Origin of the sequence: Nostoc sp. NMS4 (assembly GCF_017115095.1) — a bacterium.
Classification (GTDB): Bacteria; Cyanobacteriota; Cyanobacteriia; order Cyanobacteriales; family Nostocaceae; genus Nostoc.
On the sequence record NZ_JABXKI010000338.1, the window covers coordinates 1 to 17,469 of the forward strand.

The 17,469-nt window shown below is 37.5% G+C and carries 12 protein-coding genes, 1 tRNA gene and 3 pseudogenes; 8 read left to right on the forward strand and 8 right to left on the reverse strand.

All coding sequences use genetic code 11. The features are described from left to right. The 4 genes and pseudogenes from HWQ37_RS30145 to HWQ37_RS30155 all read right to left on the reverse strand — a co-directional run. Window positions 1-1,740, reverse strand: a 1,740-nt coding sequence (locus HWQ37_RS30145; RefSeq protein WP_292754086.1) for an ATP-binding protein, incomplete at its 3' end; no start/stop codon positions are given. Further along, window positions 1,737-2,432: a DEAD/DEAH box helicase gene (locus tag HWQ37_RS30150; RefSeq protein ID WP_363318215.1), complete on the reverse strand. Its 696-nt coding sequence runs from the start codon at window positions 2,430-2,432 to the stop codon at window positions 1,737-1,739. The genes HWQ37_RS30150 and HWQ37_RS30145, both read right to left, overlap by 4 nt. Window positions 2,433-2,459: 27 nt before the next feature. Beyond that, window positions 2,460-2,642, reverse strand: a pseudogene (locus tag HWQ37_RS34765) (restriction endonuclease); the annotation flags it as partial. Window positions 2,643-2,836: 194 nt separating this feature from the next. Beyond that, window positions 2,837-4,210: an HNH endonuclease domain-containing protein gene (locus tag HWQ37_RS30155; RefSeq protein ID WP_292754090.1), complete on the reverse strand. Its 1,374-nt coding sequence runs from the start codon at window positions 4,208-4,210 to the stop codon at window positions 2,837-2,839. Window positions 4,211-4,215: 5 nt separating this feature from the next. On the opposite strand from HWQ37_RS30155, the pseudogene HWQ37_RS30160 reads away from it, so the two are divergent. Together HWQ37_RS30160 and HWQ37_RS30165 are read left to right on the forward strand one after the other, a co-directional pair. After that, window positions 4,216-4,959: pseudogene (locus HWQ37_RS30160) on the forward strand (DUF4351 domain-containing protein); the annotation flags it as partial. Between the two features lie 54 nt (window positions 4,960-5,013). After that, a pseudogene (locus HWQ37_RS30165) lies at window positions 5,014-5,352 on the forward strand (DUF4351 domain-containing protein); the annotation flags it as partial. A 38-nt stretch (window positions 5,353-5,390) separates the two neighbouring features. Here HWQ37_RS30165 and HWQ37_RS30170 read toward each other — a convergent pair. The 3 genes from HWQ37_RS30170 to HWQ37_RS30180 form a co-directional block, all read right to left on the reverse strand. Next, entirely contained in the window at window positions 5,391-6,050 is a 660-nt protein-coding gene (locus HWQ37_RS30170; protein WP_292754092.1) for a type I restriction endonuclease subunit R, read from the reverse strand. Window positions 6,051-6,111: 61 nt separating this feature from the next. Beyond that, on the reverse strand, window positions 6,112-9,618 hold the full coding sequence (locus tag HWQ37_RS30175) for a hypothetical protein (RefSeq protein ID WP_292754094.1): 3,507 nt from the start codon (window positions 9,616-9,618) through the stop codon (window positions 6,112-6,114). Window positions 9,619-9,632: 14 nt separating this feature from the next. Then, window positions 9,633-10,517: a DUF4007 family protein gene (locus HWQ37_RS30180; RefSeq protein ID WP_292754132.1), complete on the reverse strand. Its 885-nt coding sequence runs from the start codon at window positions 10,515-10,517 to the stop codon at window positions 9,633-9,635. A gap of 422 nt (window positions 10,518-10,939) precedes the next feature. On the opposite strand from HWQ37_RS30180, the gene HWQ37_RS30185 reads away from it, so the two are divergent. Next, the gene (locus HWQ37_RS30185) at window positions 10,940-11,089 is read left to right on the forward strand and encodes a hypothetical protein (RefSeq protein WP_292754096.1); all 150 of its coding nucleotides are present in this window, start codon (window positions 10,940-10,942) and stop codon (window positions 11,087-11,089) included. Here HWQ37_RS30185 and HWQ37_RS30190 read toward each other — a convergent pair. Next, a tRNA-Thr gene (locus HWQ37_RS30190) sits at window positions 11,090-11,161 on the reverse strand. A 357-nt stretch (window positions 11,162-11,518) separates the two neighbouring features. Here HWQ37_RS30190 and argF point away from each other — a divergent pair. From argF to HWQ37_RS30215, 5 genes are all read left to right on the forward strand, one after another. Next, window positions 11,519-12,439, forward strand: coding sequence for an ornithine carbamoyltransferase (gene argF, locus HWQ37_RS30195; protein ID WP_292754098.1), 921 nt, complete (start codon window positions 11,519-11,521; stop codon window positions 12,437-12,439). A gap of 231 nt (window positions 12,440-12,670) precedes the next feature. After that, window positions 12,671-13,276, forward strand: coding sequence for a transcriptional repressor LexA (gene lexA / locus HWQ37_RS30200; RefSeq protein WP_012410809.1), 606 nt, complete (start codon window positions 12,671-12,673; stop codon window positions 13,274-13,276). A 127-nt stretch (window positions 13,277-13,403) separates the two neighbouring features. Next, window positions 13,404-14,885, forward strand: coding sequence for a DNA phosphorothioation system restriction enzyme (locus HWQ37_RS30205; RefSeq protein ID WP_292754101.1), 1,482 nt, complete (start codon window positions 13,404-13,406; stop codon window positions 14,883-14,885). Between the two features lie 331 nt (window positions 14,886-15,216). Next, window positions 15,217-15,390 (forward strand): hypothetical protein, encoded by a 174-nt coding sequence (locus HWQ37_RS30210; RefSeq protein WP_292754103.1) that lies wholly within the window; start codon window positions 15,217-15,219, stop codon window positions 15,388-15,390. After that, window positions 15,387-17,459 carry an AAA family ATPase gene (locus tag HWQ37_RS30215; RefSeq protein WP_292754105.1) on the forward strand — a complete coding sequence of 691 codons (2,073 nt, stop codon included), beginning with the start codon at window positions 15,387-15,389 and terminating at the stop codon, window positions 17,457-17,459. The genes HWQ37_RS30210 and HWQ37_RS30215 overlap by 4 nt, the downstream gene beginning before the upstream one ends. The last annotated feature ends 10 nt before the right edge of the window (window positions 17,460-17,469 follow it).

Sequence of the window (17,469 nt, forward strand, 5' to 3'; positions counted from 1 at the left end):
TTGTTCATCCTCATACCTTGCCCATGCCATTAATAGTAGCTTCAATCCATCTAATGAGTTGATCAACCGAGAACGTAAAGTATCTATATCGGCTTTATCTACATCCTCCTCTAAGATTTCTACTAAATTTTGATAAGCCGGATGATTGGTATTCAAAGTAACAATAATTGCTCCGCCTCTGGGTTTAACAGAGAAAAAAGCAGAAGTATCAAGAGGGGCTTCGACAAAGGTATATTTTAAGCCATCATCTACTGTAGTTGCTGCCAATAATTCCGCTTGTACTTCAGTCACTCCCTCTTCTTTTAAAGTTTCTTTAATGACTTGTTTTCGTTCTTCTTTTGGCAATTCTTCATCTGCATCACTTTTACCTTTATGTCCCTGTGATTGACGTTCTTGAGTAACAGCAGTGGCTACTTTTTCAGGTTTGTAAGGGTCATGGCGTTTTTCAGTGGTACGAGTGCCTTTTGTTTGTGCTTGCAGCAAACGACGAATAATTTTAAGTTGATTGCTAATTTTATCAGCAATAATTAAAAGTGAACTTTTTGGGTCTTCTTCTTCCTCAAGTTCTTCTTTTATTTGAGTAATAGTTTTTCCATCCTCTAGTAAAGACTCAATATCAAATTTTAAAAGTTCACTAAAATTCCGGGCTGATTGTTTATTATTGGTGACTCCAAAAATATCATCAAGAGATGGTGGAAATTCTACTTCTACTCCCCACCATCTTTCTCTAGGATCAGAAGCATTCACGACTACTGTATCTAATTCTAATTCTCTTCCTGCACGCACAACAGAAATTCCCACATTTTTGGCTGCGTGTTGTCCGTGTGGTAAACTGCCGGGATTTTTTCCAGGTTCGGCTTGACGGGCTTCTTCTTTAGCGTAGGAAAAACGCACTTTTACATCATGTTCTTTGTCTTTAAAATTAATTTTATAAGTGGCTTCATAAGATGTATCTCCTTCCCAAGGTCGGAACATTGCTTGATTATCAAATGGTGCTGGGCAGGAAGTTTTTTCTATTAGATAACCTGGGTCGTTGGGTAGAGCATATTTTTCTACAATCAGGTTATATAAAGCCTCTAAATCAAATGCTACCATGCGGATTTTGACTTCACCACTATGCAGAAATTTGCGATACATTCTCCCAATCACAAATTCGGAGTTATCAATAATCGCTTTTCCGGTTCGCCAAATACAACGGTCGATTTTTGACCACACTACTAATGTGCCACTGTCACCAAATTTTTGACCGATGTTTCTCCAAATCATCGGAATTGGTTGAACGTTAGGTTCGGGTACTTCGGTCAGCCGCCGATTTTTGATTTCATCTAAATCAAGGTAAGTGTGAAGTACATTTTCTAGACCATTTTGCCATGACCACACATCAACTCTTTGACATTGAGAAATAGAGGACGAGGGTAAACCCATGCCAAAACGTCCAATTCCGGTATGTTTATCTTCATCTAAATGAGTACCATTGCCAAATTGCAGGGCTAGACGTAAAACATTAGCATCCATACCACGACCATTATCTAATACTGCGATTTGTTCAATGCGCGATCGCTTCCTCCCCTCTACTTGTTGTTTTCGTTCACCACACAGTAACTCTACTTGGGATGCACCGGCTTGAATGGCATTATCCATTAATTCGGCGATAGCATAAGCGGCGTTTTTATAACCGTTATCGCGCATTGCTTGCACTGCCAGGTGAGTTGGCACGATATCATGGGCGTTAGCATTCATGGGTTTTTCCTCCAAACGTCTTCCCAATTGTGAAAGGCTGATGCAACTGAACCAAAACCGGGGAGTTGGCTATCGACAACCGTGACAATTTCGGCGATCGCATTTCCCCCAGCTTTGAGTCCGCGAATGGCGCGTCCTACCATTTGGCTGTAGAGGACAAGGGATTTGGTAGGACGGGCGATTACGGCGGCGCTGGTTTTGGGCGCATCGAATCCAGTGGTTAAAACGCCGTAGTTACATAAAATCTTGGTTTGGGGCTGTTCGTCTTTAAAACTTTGAATCAGCCTTTCTCTCTCTGATTTGGGGGTATCACCTGTAACAGCATCAGTATTAAATCCTCTGAAACGCAATATTGAAGCGATGAGTCTAGCGTGTTCAACGGAGGTATTAAAAACGATAATCCGTTGATGATGTTGGGCTAGTGCTTCTAGTTCTAGGATGATGCGGAGGTTGCGTTGTTCGTCTGCTGCTAACCGATTGAGGATATATTGGGGGATGTCTAATTCTGTATTAATCCGATTCAGGTCTTGGGGAGTTAGTTCAATACCTGTTTCGTAAAATAAGGAACGATAGTTAACTTTAGCGAGGTATTGGCGATCGACGAGATAATCAATGGGGTTGTCATAACCTGGGATTTCTAAAGTAACTTTCTGTTGGGCGAAGAATTTTGCTAGTTGTGCATCGGTGTTAATATCTGCCCAAGTCCTTCCCGGTGTGGCGGTTAAACCTAATAAGGCGGTTTTTTCGTAGGGGATGACTAAAGCATCTAAGACGAGTTTATAGGTTTCGGCAACTGCTTGATGGGCTTCGTCGATAATTACCAATGAACAACGCACACCCAGTTGATTAATAAAGCGAATACTCTTTTTGGCGGCGTGATAGACTTTCGCTAATCCTGCTACGACTAAGCCATCTTGCGCTTGTGCTAAGTCTAACTCATGGTTGCCCCAGAAGCGGTAAGTGGTGGTGGTGCGTTAGCGAAGCTTAACGAAGTTATCGCCTAAACTGTCCCAGGCTTTTTGAAATTCTATAACTGCTTGTTCACAAAGTTCTTCACTATATGCCAACCAAATTATTAAGGTTGGTTCATTCTTTCTTAGGCGTAAACCCAATTAGGGCTAAAACCTTGTATAGTTGCTAAAGAAATTAAAGGTAGAGTTGTTATTTTATAAGCCTTGCTCAAAACCTCTAAATTTAGTAAATCATCAGCTTGACTAACTTTTAATTCAGATACAAATGACTCAGTATATTTTAACCATTGATTTTTAGATATATTTTCATAGGAAATAGTTAAACCGCGATGTTGCAATTCTACAAAAGCATGAAAATATTCTTCGGATGGTAAATTGTTAGATTTAGAAGAATTAACAGATTTTGTAGTTGGAATTAAATTCCATAGTTGATTATGAGCTACAAAAGACCAAGGCAGATAATGATCTAATGAAATTTCATTCTTATTTAAGATAACCTTAGAATAAATACATTCAATATCTTGATATTCTAAAACAGTTTTCCAATATTTCTTCTGCTCTGGTAAAGAATCCCTTTCTTGTGGCATAAATAATTTATTAACCACATTAGGAGTACTGGGGTTTCTTTGCTGCATATAATTCAACCATTCCCAAGAAGCCCACCCCCTAACTATTGTGTAGTTTTCCTCTAAATATTGAATCCAATCGGGATGTAAAATAATAGCGTTACAATTTTTCTGATCTTCAGCGTTAAAGTAATATAAGGGCTTTTTTGTATCAAATTGATTGTTAGCCAAACTAATAATAGTAGGGTTAACATCATAATCTTTTAATCCTCTCGTTTCTTGAGAAAAGAAAGGACGAATTAAACGATAAGATACATAGCCATTAATAGAAATAACAATATCATCAATATTTTGATTATTAATAGAGGTACGCAAAAGTTTTTTATCTGTATCTCTAAACTTTAAAATTGGTTCTGTAATTTCTAGCTGAAGAGCATCTAATTTATTAGCAATTTGGTCTTGCTTACCAAAAGATAGTTTAAAATAATTGTGGGGATACCAAGCATTAGCTAACATCTCAACAATTATTTCCCGAAAGCTAATAGGCGATAAAGTATCAAAATTCCTTCTTTTTAGAATGTCTAATATTGATAAGAAATAAAGGTATTTATAAGAGTTAGTTATATTATTAAATATTTGAGATAAAACTGTAACATTAACTTTATCTGAAAGTGGTAAATCCCGACTTATGATTTGATTTTTAAATAAGATTAAATCTCCTAAATATACTTGAATGAAATCATTGGCGGCTGATTGATTAATCTTATTTAACGCCTTGACAATTTCTGCAACAGTTTCAGCAGTGGGGTCAATTTTTTCATGATACCAACGGAAGACAATCGGACGCTCAACACCTAAACCTATCGCCAGTTGGCTTTGGCTGATGTTGTAAGACTCTAAAACCTGTTTGAGTGCTTGTCCTGCTTTTCCCATGATTTCCATTATCAATAGAACCATTCCGCAATCCAGCTTCTACCGATGAAATATGCGACTGTATTCTCAAATTACTAGAAGTCAAAGCTCTTTTACGCCGAGAAGCTAAAGCCAATAAAACTAAACTTCAGGATTCAGAAATTCCCAAATTGTGGGTTCTGACTCCAACGGTATCTGAAACTAGATTGTCTAGTTTTGGAACTCTTGAAAAAGACAGTTGGTTATCAGGAGTACATTTTCTCCCAGATGCTTTGCGGACAGCAATTGTAGCGATACATCAATTACCACAGATACCGGAAACGTTATGGTTAAGGCTTTTGGGTAGGGGAAGCGTGCAGTCGCAAGCGATTATCGAGTTGCAAGCGTTACCATTAAATCACCCATACCAAAAAGCAACCCTGGAATTAGTTTACAACTTGCGCGAAAACTTGAGAGTAAATCAAGAATTAGAAACAGATGATCGGGAGTTAGTTATGCGATTAGAACCACTTTATCAAAGAGACAGAGAACAAGCTAAACAAGAGGGAAGACAGGAAGGAAGACAAGAGGGAAGAAAAGAGGGAAGACAGGAAGGAGAACAACATTTAATTATACGTCTGCTCAATCGCCGTGTTGGGGAAATTAATGAATCATTAATCGAGCGAATTAAAAGTTTATCGATTGAACAATTAGAAAATCTAGGAGAAGTATTACTAGACTTTTCTAATGTTGCTGATTTAGAAGTTTGGTTAAACCAACAACAAGGATAAAAGTGTAAGTAATTGGTGCGATCGCGCGGGAACGTCCGCGCATAGGCGATCGCACCATTAAATCATCCATACCAAAAAGCAACCCTGGAATTAGTTTACAACTTGCGCGAAAACTTGAGAGTAAATCAAGAATTAGAAACAGATGATCGGGAGTTAGTTATGCGATTAGAACCACTTTATCAAAGAGATAGGGAACAAGCTAAACAAGAGGGAAGACAGGAAGGAGAACAACATTTAATTATACGTCAAATCAATCGCCGTGTTGGGGAAATTAATGAATCATTAATCGAGCGAATTAAAGGTTTATCGATTGAACAATTAGAAAATCTAGGAGAAGCATTACTAGACTTTTCTAATCTTGCTGACTTAGAAATTTGGTTAAACCAACAATAAGGATAAATAATCATCAGTAGATTAAGAAATTCCAACACTCAATTTTTATCAATATCGTCAATCAGTCTCCCTAACTTTTTCAAAATCATTAGCACATCATATAGCTCATTCTGTAAAGGTAAAAGGGAAAAAATACGAGAGATATCATATTGAGCCGTTTCCTGACGATTTAGCTTGAGAAAAAAGAACTCTCCCCCATTCGTTGCTATACCAAATACAGATTTTTCTGAATTAGGATTAGACATCATATAAGCTAATATTTGAGGAATCGCCATATCAAGGTTAATTGCTGTTCCCTTAGATTCCAAAGCTGCAATCCATAACCCCTTTGACACCACTAAAAAATCAATTCTTCCGCGCAAAATTTCCTCAGATATTTCATCCATCGCTACTGATGCACTCACTTCAACAGCAACTTCTCCTTGCATCTGAAAAGGAGGATCATAAAAACCTGCTAACTCCAGTAAGGGCGATAAAACCACTAGGTTAACTAACCCTTCTGCTAAATTTCCATTGGCTCGATGATAGCGGTATCTAGCTCTGATTCTATCTAATACCGTCTTTTCTGCATCAGTTAAATCAACTAAATTTTCCCTCGATTCTGGGAAAAAATCAACATCATCAGTACGAACTAAATTAAATTGCTTTTCTGCTTCGCTAATTGTCGTAATTATTTTAGTAATTGCTGTTTGTGTCATCTTAATGTATTAAAAAACTAAAATTACAAATAGGTTTTCTTTCCCGATCATAATGCTTGTTTTAACCGAAGTTCTTCCCCTTGATATTCTCATCAGATTGCTTTTCTTCAATTTTAGTAACCGTCTCTGGCAAATCAGCATTTAAAATCCGTTCGCTCAACTTTGCTAAAATCGCTTGTCGTAACTGCTGATCGTCAGGTAATTTAGCCAAAAATTCGTCAACAATCTTTTCAACCTGCGACTCTCTCCCATGATCTACCCATAGCATTCGATTGATTTCTTGACCATCTGGACGAGTCATGGTAATCCGTCTGGCTTCAAAACCTTCCCCTTTGGCGGCAACTTCCTTTTGCAAAGCTTCGAGATTTATAAACCGTCGCACCAAATCCGCTAACTTCATTTCAAATGCGATCGCATCATCATCAGTCCATGATTCAGCAGGTTTATCCGCCACAATCATCACCAAAGCTTCCAACCACTGAGAATCACTCTTCGTTTCATCCGATGCTGCCCGAATAAAGCGTTTTAGTAGAGGTTCGATACATTTTCCCGCTAAATAATTCGCCCTTACCCGCAAATCTTCTCTGAGTTTTGTTTCCTGACTTCTCACCCCAAAGCCTTCATAAATCAGTTTTTGACAATCACTCAATAAGCGATCGTAAGCTGTATGAATCTCTCTGAGGGCATGAACTAACTTAGTGCGTAAAATTTTCGCAGTAATCCCATCATCCCCGGCTTCAGTGCCGATAGAGGGTAAATTACAAGCTTCTGGTAAAGCTTTAAACAGCAATTCATCAGGTTCAATAGTAGTTTTTAATGCCTTTAAAATGGCTCTTGGTTCATCTGCCAAGCGTCGGGTTTGTTGAGTATATTTAGGCAGTTTATGAACAAATTGATAAAGAGGAGTAACTACCGTTAACAGAGTGGCATTCCGAACTTTACCTAATTTTTTTAACTGAGGATTGCGTAAAATTGCTTCTAATTCTTTGAAAACTTCTGCCCTTAATCCGATTACTGCAAAATACTTAACTGCAAACCGTTCAGGATATTTAACTAATAATTCAAAATGTTCTGTTCCTAATACAGGAATAAATGTACCGTCTTGGTAAAGTCCCAAATCATCAGCGTGATACAACAGTACCGCCGCTAAAATCACCGGTACTGCACCTTGTTTCACACCGTAGGGGGGTATTGCTAAATGTTGATAAAGTAAATTAAAAGTTTGGCTTGTTTCTGTTGCTGCTAAACAAAAATCCTCAACTGCTTCCCACAGAGAATTCAAACCCGAATTTTCTGATGGTGGGTAAAAATCCCAATAATCATCTTCTTGGCGATAAATCCCTGTTTCTTCTAACAGAGAATAATACATACTAACTTCAGGTCCATAACCTTCTAAAGCTAATCTCTCTTCATTTTGATGTTCCAACATTGCCTGAATCAATTCTCGTCTAGCTTTCGCCCCTTGAGAGGTTAAATCTCGACGGTTAATTAATTCATTCCACAAAATTGGACTGCGATGATAAACGCGATCGCAAATATCAGAAAGCTTACTATTCAAGTCAGTAATGTTATTGAGTGTTTCGACTTGCCCTTGAATCCAAGATTGCTGATTTACACCTATACTAAATGACTGATTGAGAGTTTCGTCTAAAAATTCTTCAGCTTCTTGTAAGCGATAATTTACTTCTTTTCTCGCTACTCCATCAGTCTGTAACTCTTTGGCTGTTTTTTTGATGTTATTTAAAGCCACAAATTCTAGAGTACGAATTTGCAAAATATCTAAATTAGCTGCACTCAAAATAACTAATGGTTTACCATCGCTAGTTGTAGAAGGAACAGAACTAGAAATTTGTTCATCTAGCCAATACCCAACAAAACCATCTGCATCCACACTACTACAACGTAACTCATTCAAATTTTGGGAATTATCTAAATAATGCCGTTCAAAATAACGTAAAGTTCCCGTCTGATAACTGTGACGTTGGGCTACTATTGGTCTTAAAGGACGCTGGAGAGATAATAGTTTAACTAAAGGCGATCGCTCTTGTTCTATATATGTACTTAACTCACTATCAACATTAAAATCAGAACCTTCCCAAATCCGCAATTCATCCAATAGACGACGATGAGTAATTAGATTCTGTTTTAGTAGTTTATCAATAATTTGTTGCCAATAATTAATCTGTGCTTCTGAGGGGCGATCGCACATTGCTAAAGATACTAAAGTTCTTGTCGCCCTCATCGAACCTGTAACTGTAATCAGGTTCAAAATTCCAATGGTTTTTAGTACCCTCAAACTATCTTCTTCTAAACGTTTAGCATCATTAATTAAATCTTGAATTTCTACCCATCTTTGCAAATTAGAGCGAGAAGCTAAACCCATTCCCGCAGCTTCAATAAAATAGTCATAAACTCGATCTAACTTCAGACTTGGTAAGTTATTATCTTTAACTGTTACTTCTTCTAAGAAATTACGAAATGATAAAGGCTCACTACTCGTTAAAAATGTGAATAAAGAACGATCATTTTGAGCATATCGTTGACAGAGAGTTGGTAAAACCAACGCAGATAAGGGATGTAGCGGATAAACTTTTTTTATAACTCGATCGGTTATTTCTTCATCTACAATTATTGATTCTAAATATTTGCTCCACTCCTCAGAGTCACTACGAATAGCACAGCTGATATTGTCTGCTGCCGACGAATCAATCGCTTCTCCAATTAAACTCATCATTTGTCCAGATGATTCAGTAAAAGCAATATCCTCAAACCGTCCTTGAATTTTTGCCCATTCATTTTTTTGAACAGTTGCTAATCTTTGACTATATTCTGCAAATGCTTGATGTAATATGCCTAAAATGTAAATAGGAGTTTTGCTATCTTTTGGTAATTCAGCTAATTGTTGTAAAAGATATAAATCCTCAGCACCTTGAGCATGAGCAGCATACTCTAAATTCTTGCCCAGTTCATCAATAACCAGAAAAATGCCAGTTTTCGACTCCTTGGCAACTTCTAACACCAAATTAGGAATCTGTTTACTATCAACTTTTCCCCCATCATTAATTTCTGCTTCTAAATCTACCAACTGACGAACAACATTGATTTTATTTTTTTGGGTAGCAGTCCAAAAAGTATCAACACCTGTTAATAAAGCTCTGATAATTGTATGACTAATCGGTTCTCTTTGTCCCGTAGCCACAGCCCTCATTAATCCTACCGAGTTAATTTTGTCTGGAATTAATTGATAAATATCACTATCTTTACCTAATTTTTCTTCAGCTATTGATAAAGCTTTTATATGCATTTTGTTTTGACTATTAGCACATAGCGAAATTAAATAATGAGCAAAAGCAGATTTCCCAGTACCATAAACACTGGTTAATGTCCAAGCTCTATTTCCTTCATCAGAATTAAAACTATTTAAGATCCGTGATAGAGAATCAATTGCTCTTTTAGTCAGAACATAACCCTCTAAAGCTTCCACACTATCTAAATCTCTTTCTAGGTTAATAGAACGAGAATAGCGGCGCTGGAGACTGAAATAATGGGATAGCTTTTTACTAGTCATAACTTCCTTCATTCTTATTTAAACTTATAATATTTATCTAGAATTGCTTCTGCTAATATCTCTGGTTTTTCCGGGAAAGATAACTGAATTAATCCGGCGGTGTCGGAAAGAATTATCGTATCAAATTCTTTAGAAACTGTCTCAATAGCTGCACATAAAATACTTTCCGTCAGTTTAAAGACCATCCCTGGACTACCTTCATCATAAAGTAAACTGGGAATATTAATAGTCTCTCTTCCCTGACTTGCCCAACTAGCATATTCTAAACAAGTAGCAACTATAATTGGTGCAGGTAAATTCGCTTTTGCACCAATTTTAAACTGATAATTTTTCCCAAAATGACGGATTAAGCCCAGTTCGTTAAAAGGACAATCAATAGAATCTTCAATTGGGCTATTTTCTCTACTAAAATCTTGTGTTGCATACATTCTTAAAATACAATTTATATCTTTGATAAAAGAAGATTCAGCAATAGTTTTATTGAAATTATTTATATAATCTTTCAACCCCACCAAAATATCTTCTTTGGTAAAATCCAAATCTCGAAAAACATTAAAAATATAATACCAAGCAGCCGCTTCACAAGTTGGTTTTAATAAATTCCAATGTAATAACCATAATGATGCCGGATCTTCTAAATAAGCATCCCATCCATTATTTCCTAAAAGTTTTTCTCCAAATCTTGTTGGTAAATTATTTTTATCAATAATTTTGAATGCACTAGACCAATAACGAATAGCACGTACCATATTTTTACCAACACCTAGACGTACAGGAGCATCATCCTGTGAGAAGATATCTGGATTTTTTTTAGCTGTATCAAATCCTTTTTTCAACCAACCAAAACGAGGGTGAAAAGTTTCATGGTTGGCAAATACAGGATTTACTGTATTCTCAATATGTTTTAAGTTCTGACTAGTTTAGATCATCATAAAATGGAAATACAATAACAATCACTGTGTTTATTATGGCTGAAAGGAGACATATTTTAGTTAATTATGAGCATTTAAAGCTTGACAGGTTTTTACCTTTTTTATACATTTATGCTTGTAAGCCTGATATTTGAAAATATTAAATGTGGCTTCTTCTATTTGATGGAGAAACCTCTGTTTTGATCGACTTCAAAAATTAAATATCATTTTGGTGTTATTACAAGTGTTATACAAAAAAGGAAGCTGACAATACTTAATGATATAAAAGGGCAAAAAATGCAGTGATGTTTAGTATAGGCTCCATCTACACAAAAGATTCACTATTTTAATCTGTTTCAGTGTATTTTATGTATAAAAATTAGGTTAATCTCGCATAAGAGGTTTAAGTTGTGTCATTTGAACTTGAAGATATTCTGGAGGATGCCCGTTCAATTTGTCCTTTCTTTCCAGAAGTTTTAGGACATGATGGACTCCAGCAGATCGCCAATTGGCTGAATGACTGTACACAATCGACAACTCAAACCCTTATGTATATTTAAAGCCAGCAGCGGGATTTGAACTCGCGACCTTCCGATTACAAGTCGGATGCACTACCACTGTGCTATGCTGGCAAGTCTGACAGTTACTTTTAATTAGCAACCACGATTCATCATTGTACCATAATTATTTTATTTGTCTAGCTGTAAATTCTAAAAAATATCAGTCTCGCCAGAAATAAGGCTAAAAGACTAGAGATTTTGGTAAGATCGCGGCTTTTATACGCCTAGATGGTTGTCCAATTGTGATGAAACAGAAACAAATCTGCGATCGCAATCACTGATAAAGTTGATAAATTAATATTTATACCAAAAGCTCACTCAAATCCTAAAGTGAACGCGAAAATATCTGGTCAGTTTTAAAACTGTATTTTCTTGGCACGGTTGAATAAAGGAACAGAAATATATAATTATTTTTTACAGATTACAAGCATGGCAGCATTGCTCGGACGAGATTTATTAAGTCTAGCGGATATCAGTCCTACGGAACTTCAAGAACTTTTGGAATTGGCAACTCAACTTAAATCACAACAACTGAAGTTGCAGTGTAATAAAGTTTTGGGGTTGTTGTTTTCCAAAGCTTCAACTCGCACGCGGGTAAGTTTTACTGTGGCGATGTATCAGCTTGGTGGACAGGTAATCGATCTTAACCCAAATGTGACTCAAGTTAGTCGCGGGGAACCTTTGCAAGATACGGCGCGGGTGTTGGATAGATATCTGGATATTTTGGCAATTCGCACTTTTGCCCAACAGGATTTGGAAGCTTTTGCTCACTATGCCAAGATTCCGGTAATTAATGCGCTTACCGATGCAGAACATCCCTGTCAGATATTAGCGGATTTATTGACGATTCAAGAAAGTTTTGGCACTCTGGCTGGGTTAACTTTAACCTACGTGGGTGATGGGAATAATGTCGCTAATTCTCTGATGTTGGGCTGTGCTTTGGTGGGAATGAATGTCAGGATTGCTACCCCTAGCGGATATGAGCCAGATTCTCAGATTGTAGAACAAGCAAGAGCGATCGCTAATAATAAAAGTGAAGTCTTGCTCACTCACGATCCAGAATTAGCTGCTAAGGGTTCTGCTGTACTTTACACTGATGTTTGGGCAAGTATGGGGCAAGAAGCAGAAGCGGATAACCGGATGCCAATTTTCGAGCCTTACCAAATTTCTGAGCAGCTATTGAGTCTTGCTGAACCAGAGGCAATTGTTTTACACTGTTTACCAGCCCATCGTGGTGAAGAAATTACTGAAGCAGTTATTGAAGGTTCTCAATCAAAAGTTTGGGAACAGGCAGAAAATCGCTTGCACGCTCAAAAAGCTTTGCTTGCTAGTATCTTAGGGGCGGAGTGAAAGGAGTTAGGAGAGACGCGATGAATCGCGTCTGTACAAGAGTTAGGAGTCAAAATAGTTATTGTGTGATTGACTCCTGACTACTTGCTGGTAAAAATTTCAAATAAATGGGTAAGAGAAAATAAAATATTCTTGCTTTTGCCTTTTATATTTTTATTTTTCTCTTGCTTATGGGGAGTTTTTTGTAGTACTAATGTTCTAGAGACATTTATAATTACTTCCCACAAATTTATGGAACGTTTAACAGAAGCTCAACAAGAACTTTACGAATGGTTGGCAGAATACATCAGAACGCACCAGCATTCGCCTTCGATTCGGCAAATGATGCAAGCGATGAACCTGAAGTCACCAGCACCAATTCAAAGTCGTTTAGAGCATTTACGGACTAAGGGATATATAGAATGGACTGAAGGCCAAGCGCGAACAATTCGGATTTTGCGTCCTGTGAAGCAAGGTGTACCAATTTTGGGGACGATCGCGGCTGGTGGTTTAATAGAACCATTTACTGATGCTGTAGATCATTTAGACTTTTCTAATTTCGATTTACCTCCCCAAACTTACGCTTTGCGGGTAGCTGGCGATAGCATGATTGAAGATTTAATTACTGATGGCGATGTGGTATTTCTGCGTCCAGTAGCAGAACCAAATCATTTAAAAAACGGCACCATCGTCGCCGCTAGAGTTGATGGATTTGGTACAACATTAAAACGTTTTTATCGTCAAGGCGATCGCGTTACCCTCAAACCTGCTAATCCTAAGTACAATCCCATTGAAGTCAGCGCCATGCAAGTACAGGTACAAGGTTCACTCATAGGTGTTTGGCGAGGTTACAACTGAATTTGGGAATGGGGAAGCAAAAATTTTAGATTTTAGATTGAAATTTAATCCAAAATCCTCAATCCAAAATCCAAAATTGAATTGCCCAATAATTAAGGTTCATGACTACCTTTGTGCTTAACATTTTATGTACCTGACGCAAAATTCAGTGCAGCAAGAACTGCCCACTTTCCGGTTGAAATTACCAATTGCAAGGGAAAGTAAGGGCAGTTATTACACGCAACCATTACCAGGATGCCCAAGAATGCCTGTGTCTCTGCAATTGCGGCAATATCAGCAAGAAGCGATCGCTAGCTGGTTTAGTAACAATGGTAGAGGGACGCTGAAAATGGCTACTGGTAGTGGTAAAACTATTACCGCATTAGCGATCGCTTGTGAACTCTACCGACAGATTAATTTACAAGTATTGTTGGTGGTATGTCCCTATCGCCATCTTGTCACCCAATGGGCGCGAGAATGTGAAAAATTTAATTTGCAACCCATTTTAGCTTTTGAGAATTTACGCACTTGGCAAAGCGAACTTTCTGGGCAAATTTATAATCTGCGTTCTGGTTCTCAACGATTTGTCACGGTGATTACTACGAACTCCACTTTAATTGGCGATGGGTTTCAATCTCAACTCAAATACTTTCCTGCAAAAACTCTAATTATTGGGGATGAGGCGCATAATTTAGGCGCACCCAAATTAGAAGAAAGTTTACCGCGTAGTGTTGGGTTGAGATTGGCTTTATCTGCCACACCGGAAAGATATTTTGATGATTTTGGTACACAATCTCTATTTGATTATTTTGGGACAGTGCTGCAACCAGAGTTTACTTTAAGGGATGCGATCGCTCAAGGGGCTTTGGTACATTATCTATATTATCCGGTGTTGGTGGAGTTAACTGAAGCCGAAAGTATTGCCTATTTAAAGTTAACTAAAAGAATTGGGCGATCGCTATTATATAGAGAACGAGAAAATGGACAAGCGGGGAATTTTGAAGACAATGAAGATTTAAAGCCGTTATTGATGCAACGAGCAAGATTAATTGGTGCAGCCGAAAATAAATTAACTGCTTTGCGGGATTTAATGACAACTCGCCGCGAAACTACTCACACACTTTTTTATTGTAGTGATGGTTCCCAAGATGCGGGACAACGTTCATCTCTACGCCAACTTAAAGCTGTTGCGAAAATTTTGGGGGTGGATTTGGGGTATAAAGTAAGCACCTATACAGCCCAAACAACTTTACAAGAAAGAGAGGTGTTACGCCGTCAATTTGAAAGTGGAGAATTACAGGGTTTAGTCGCAATTCGTTGTTTAGATGAAGGTGTGGATATTCCGGCAATTCAAACTGCGGTGATTTTATCAAGTTCTGGTAATCCCCGCCAATTTATCCAACGACGAGGGCGAGTTTTACGTCCTCATCCAGCTAAGGAACGCGCAACAATATTTGACATGATTGTTTTGCCACCAGATTTAGATAGAGAAACTATAGAAGTTGAGCGAAATCTGTTAAAAAAAGAATTGCGCCGCTTTGTCGAATTTGCCGATTTAGCTGATAATGCGGGCGTTGCCAGAATGAAGTTACTTGATTTACAAAAACGATATGGTCTATTAGATATTTGATGATGAATTAGAGAAAGTTGTATTTTTTTGTAAAAATTTTTCGAGTTTTGAAAAAAGAAGCATTAAGTATGAAATAATAAGATTATGAGTTCGATAATAATCGGGTGTAGCTTGCGTTAAAAATTTCACTTACATCCCATTATGATCTAGATTGGTTAATATAAATAATAACAGAAACCGATTCAATAATAAAGTGTTTTTTCCCAGAAAATTATAAATTTCCAAAAATAGTTTTTGCCAAATTAAAGATCAGGCTAACAGTGGCTTTACGGAGGCCATTTCAGCACTAGAGAAAGTTAAAATAGAGAAAAAGTATATTTAAAAACCGAAGATGTCACAAGAGGCGAATATCGATGATGTGCAAGAGCCAATAACCAGCGCCCCACCGGAAGTACGGCGAATTATTGAGCGCGTATGGAAGTTAGAAAAAGGCAGGTTAGATAAAAAGATTAACAGCCATATAAATGATAATATTTTGGACATTGTGAAGGAAGAGGTGCAATGAAGCTGACTTCAATTAAGCTCTGCAACTTTCGTTCCTTTTATGGTACGACACCAGAGATGATTCTGGCTGGTGGTGATGTTCATAACACGACGATTATTCATGGTAATAATGGCTCTGGAAAAACCAGTTTACTAAATGCCTTTACTTGGGTATTATATGAGAAATTTAGTGCAGCATTTGCATCGATAGAACAGCTAGTTAATAAAAGAGCGATCGCTGAAACTGCCAAAGGTCAACCTGTAGAATGTTGGGTAGAAATTGGCTGGGAACATGAAGGTAAACGCTATCGAGTCAAACGCGCCTGTCGGGGTTATAAAAACGAAGGTGATTTTGATGCTGGTAAAACTAAATTAACCATGTGGGTTGGTGGAGATGATGGCAAATGGAATATACCAAATCAGCAACCAGACGATATAATCAATCAAATTTTACCAGCTATTTTACATCAATATTTTTTCTTTGACGGCGAACGAATTGAAGAAATAGTCCGTTCTGACAAAAAAACTGAAATTGCTGAAGCGACAAAAATCTTCTTGGGTGTCGAGGTAATCAACCGTTCTATCAAACATTTGGGAGATGCTAAAAAAACTTTAGAAAATGATTTAAAAGCTATTGGTGATTCCCAAACTAAACAGTTATTACGACAGCAAGACAAGATAGAGCGGGAACGCGAACGCATCAGCAAACGACAAGCGGAAATTAAAGAAGAATTAGAATATCAACAAACTTTTAAAAAAGAGACAAGTAACCGTTTGCGAGAACTGAGTGCGGCGAAGGAATTGCAAGAAAGATGGCAGGATTTAGAATCACAGAAAGCGGCGAATCAAGAAGAATATAAAAAAACTAAGGAAGCGCTAAAAAAAGTTATTTCCGCGCGAGGTTATACCGTTTTATTGTCAGAAACTACAGCGCAGTTTCGCGGAATTATCAATGATTTGAAGGCGCGAGGTGAGTTAACATCAGGAATTTCGCGGGAATTTGTCAATGATTTACTCAATTCTCAGCGCTGTATTTGTGGTGCAGAATTACACGAGGGTAATCATTCTCATACTCATGTGAGTACCTGGTTAAATAAAGCAGGTTCTTCGGCGGTGGAAGAAACTGCAATTCGGATGATAGCTCAAGTAGATGAAATTGATAAGCAAGCCATAGGATTTTGGGAAGAAGTTGATAGAGAACAAACTAGAATTAATCAATTAAGGCAAAGCATATCTCAAATTGAAGGCGATTTAGACAATATTCAAGAACGACTGCGAAAAGATGCGAATGAAGAAATTAGTAGTTTGCAAAAACGCTTAGATGAAATTGAAAGTAAAATTGATGAATTAAATCGAGAACAGGGTGCAAATCAGCAGCAAATTGTTCAACTGACAACTGAGATTGAAGGTTTGAATAAACAAATTGCTAAACAAAAGCTGAATGAAGACAAGCAAACTTTAGCACAGCGACGAATTAACGCCACTCAAGATGCAATCGAACGGTTAACAGAAGTTAGAAATCGTCAAGAACAACAATTTCGTCTACAACTAGAAAAGCGAGTACAAGAGATATTCATGGAGATTTCAGTTACTCCATACATTCCGAAAATTAGCGATAAATATGAACTGACATTAGTAGAAAATACTACAGGGATAGAAGCATTAGTTGCAGCATCAACGGGACAGAATCAAATTCTCAGCTTATCTTTTATTGCCAGCATTATTGATAAAGTAAGGGAATGGAGTGAGAAACGAAAAATGATGATGATTCCTGATAGTAGTACTTTTCCTATTGTTATGGATTCGCCTTTTGGTAGTTTGGATGAAAGTTCGCGGCGACACATTGCGAAGACGATTCCTAAATTAGCTAATCAGTTGATAGTTTTAGTTACTAAAACTCAGTGGCGGGGTGAAGTGGAAACAGAAATGACAAATAGAATTGGTAGAGAATATGTGCTGACATATTATTCATCTAAGCCGGATTGCGAACAAGATTATATTCAGTTGGGTGGAGAAAGATATCCTTTGGTGAAACAAAGTCCGAATGAGTATGAATATACTGAAATTATCGCCGTTGAACGTAATATTTAAAGAATCGGTA

Excerpts from the sequence above, each read along its gene's own strand:
- HWQ37_RS30155 (WP_292754090.1), bottom strand. The coding sequence starts at position 4,210 with ATGGGAAAAGCAGGACAAGCACTCAAACAGGTTTTAGAGTCTTACAAC.
- HWQ37_RS30170 (WP_292754092.1), bottom strand. The coding sequence starts at position 6,050 with ATGACACAAACAGCAATTACTAAAATAATTACGACAATTAGCGAAGCA.
- HWQ37_RS30175 (WP_292754094.1), bottom strand. The coding sequence starts at position 9,618 with ATGACTAGTAAAAAGCTATCCCATTATTTCAGTCTCCAGCGCCGCTAT.
- argF (WP_292754098.1), top strand. The coding sequence starts at position 11,519 with ATGGCAGCATTGCTCGGACGAGATTTATTAAGTCTAGCGGATATCAGT.
- lexA (WP_012410809.1), top strand. The coding sequence starts at position 12,671 with ATGGAACGTTTAACAGAAGCTCAACAAGAACTTTACGAATGGTTGGCA.
- HWQ37_RS30205 (WP_292754101.1), top strand. The coding sequence starts at position 13,404 with ATGTACCTGACGCAAAATTCAGTGCAGCAAGAACTGCCCACTTTCCGG.
- HWQ37_RS30210 (WP_292754103.1), top strand. The coding sequence starts at position 15,217 with ATGTCACAAGAGGCGAATATCGATGATGTGCAAGAGCCAATAACCAGC.
- HWQ37_RS30215 (WP_292754105.1), top strand. The coding sequence starts at position 15,387 with ATGAAGCTGACTTCAATTAAGCTCTGCAACTTTCGTTCCTTTTATGGT.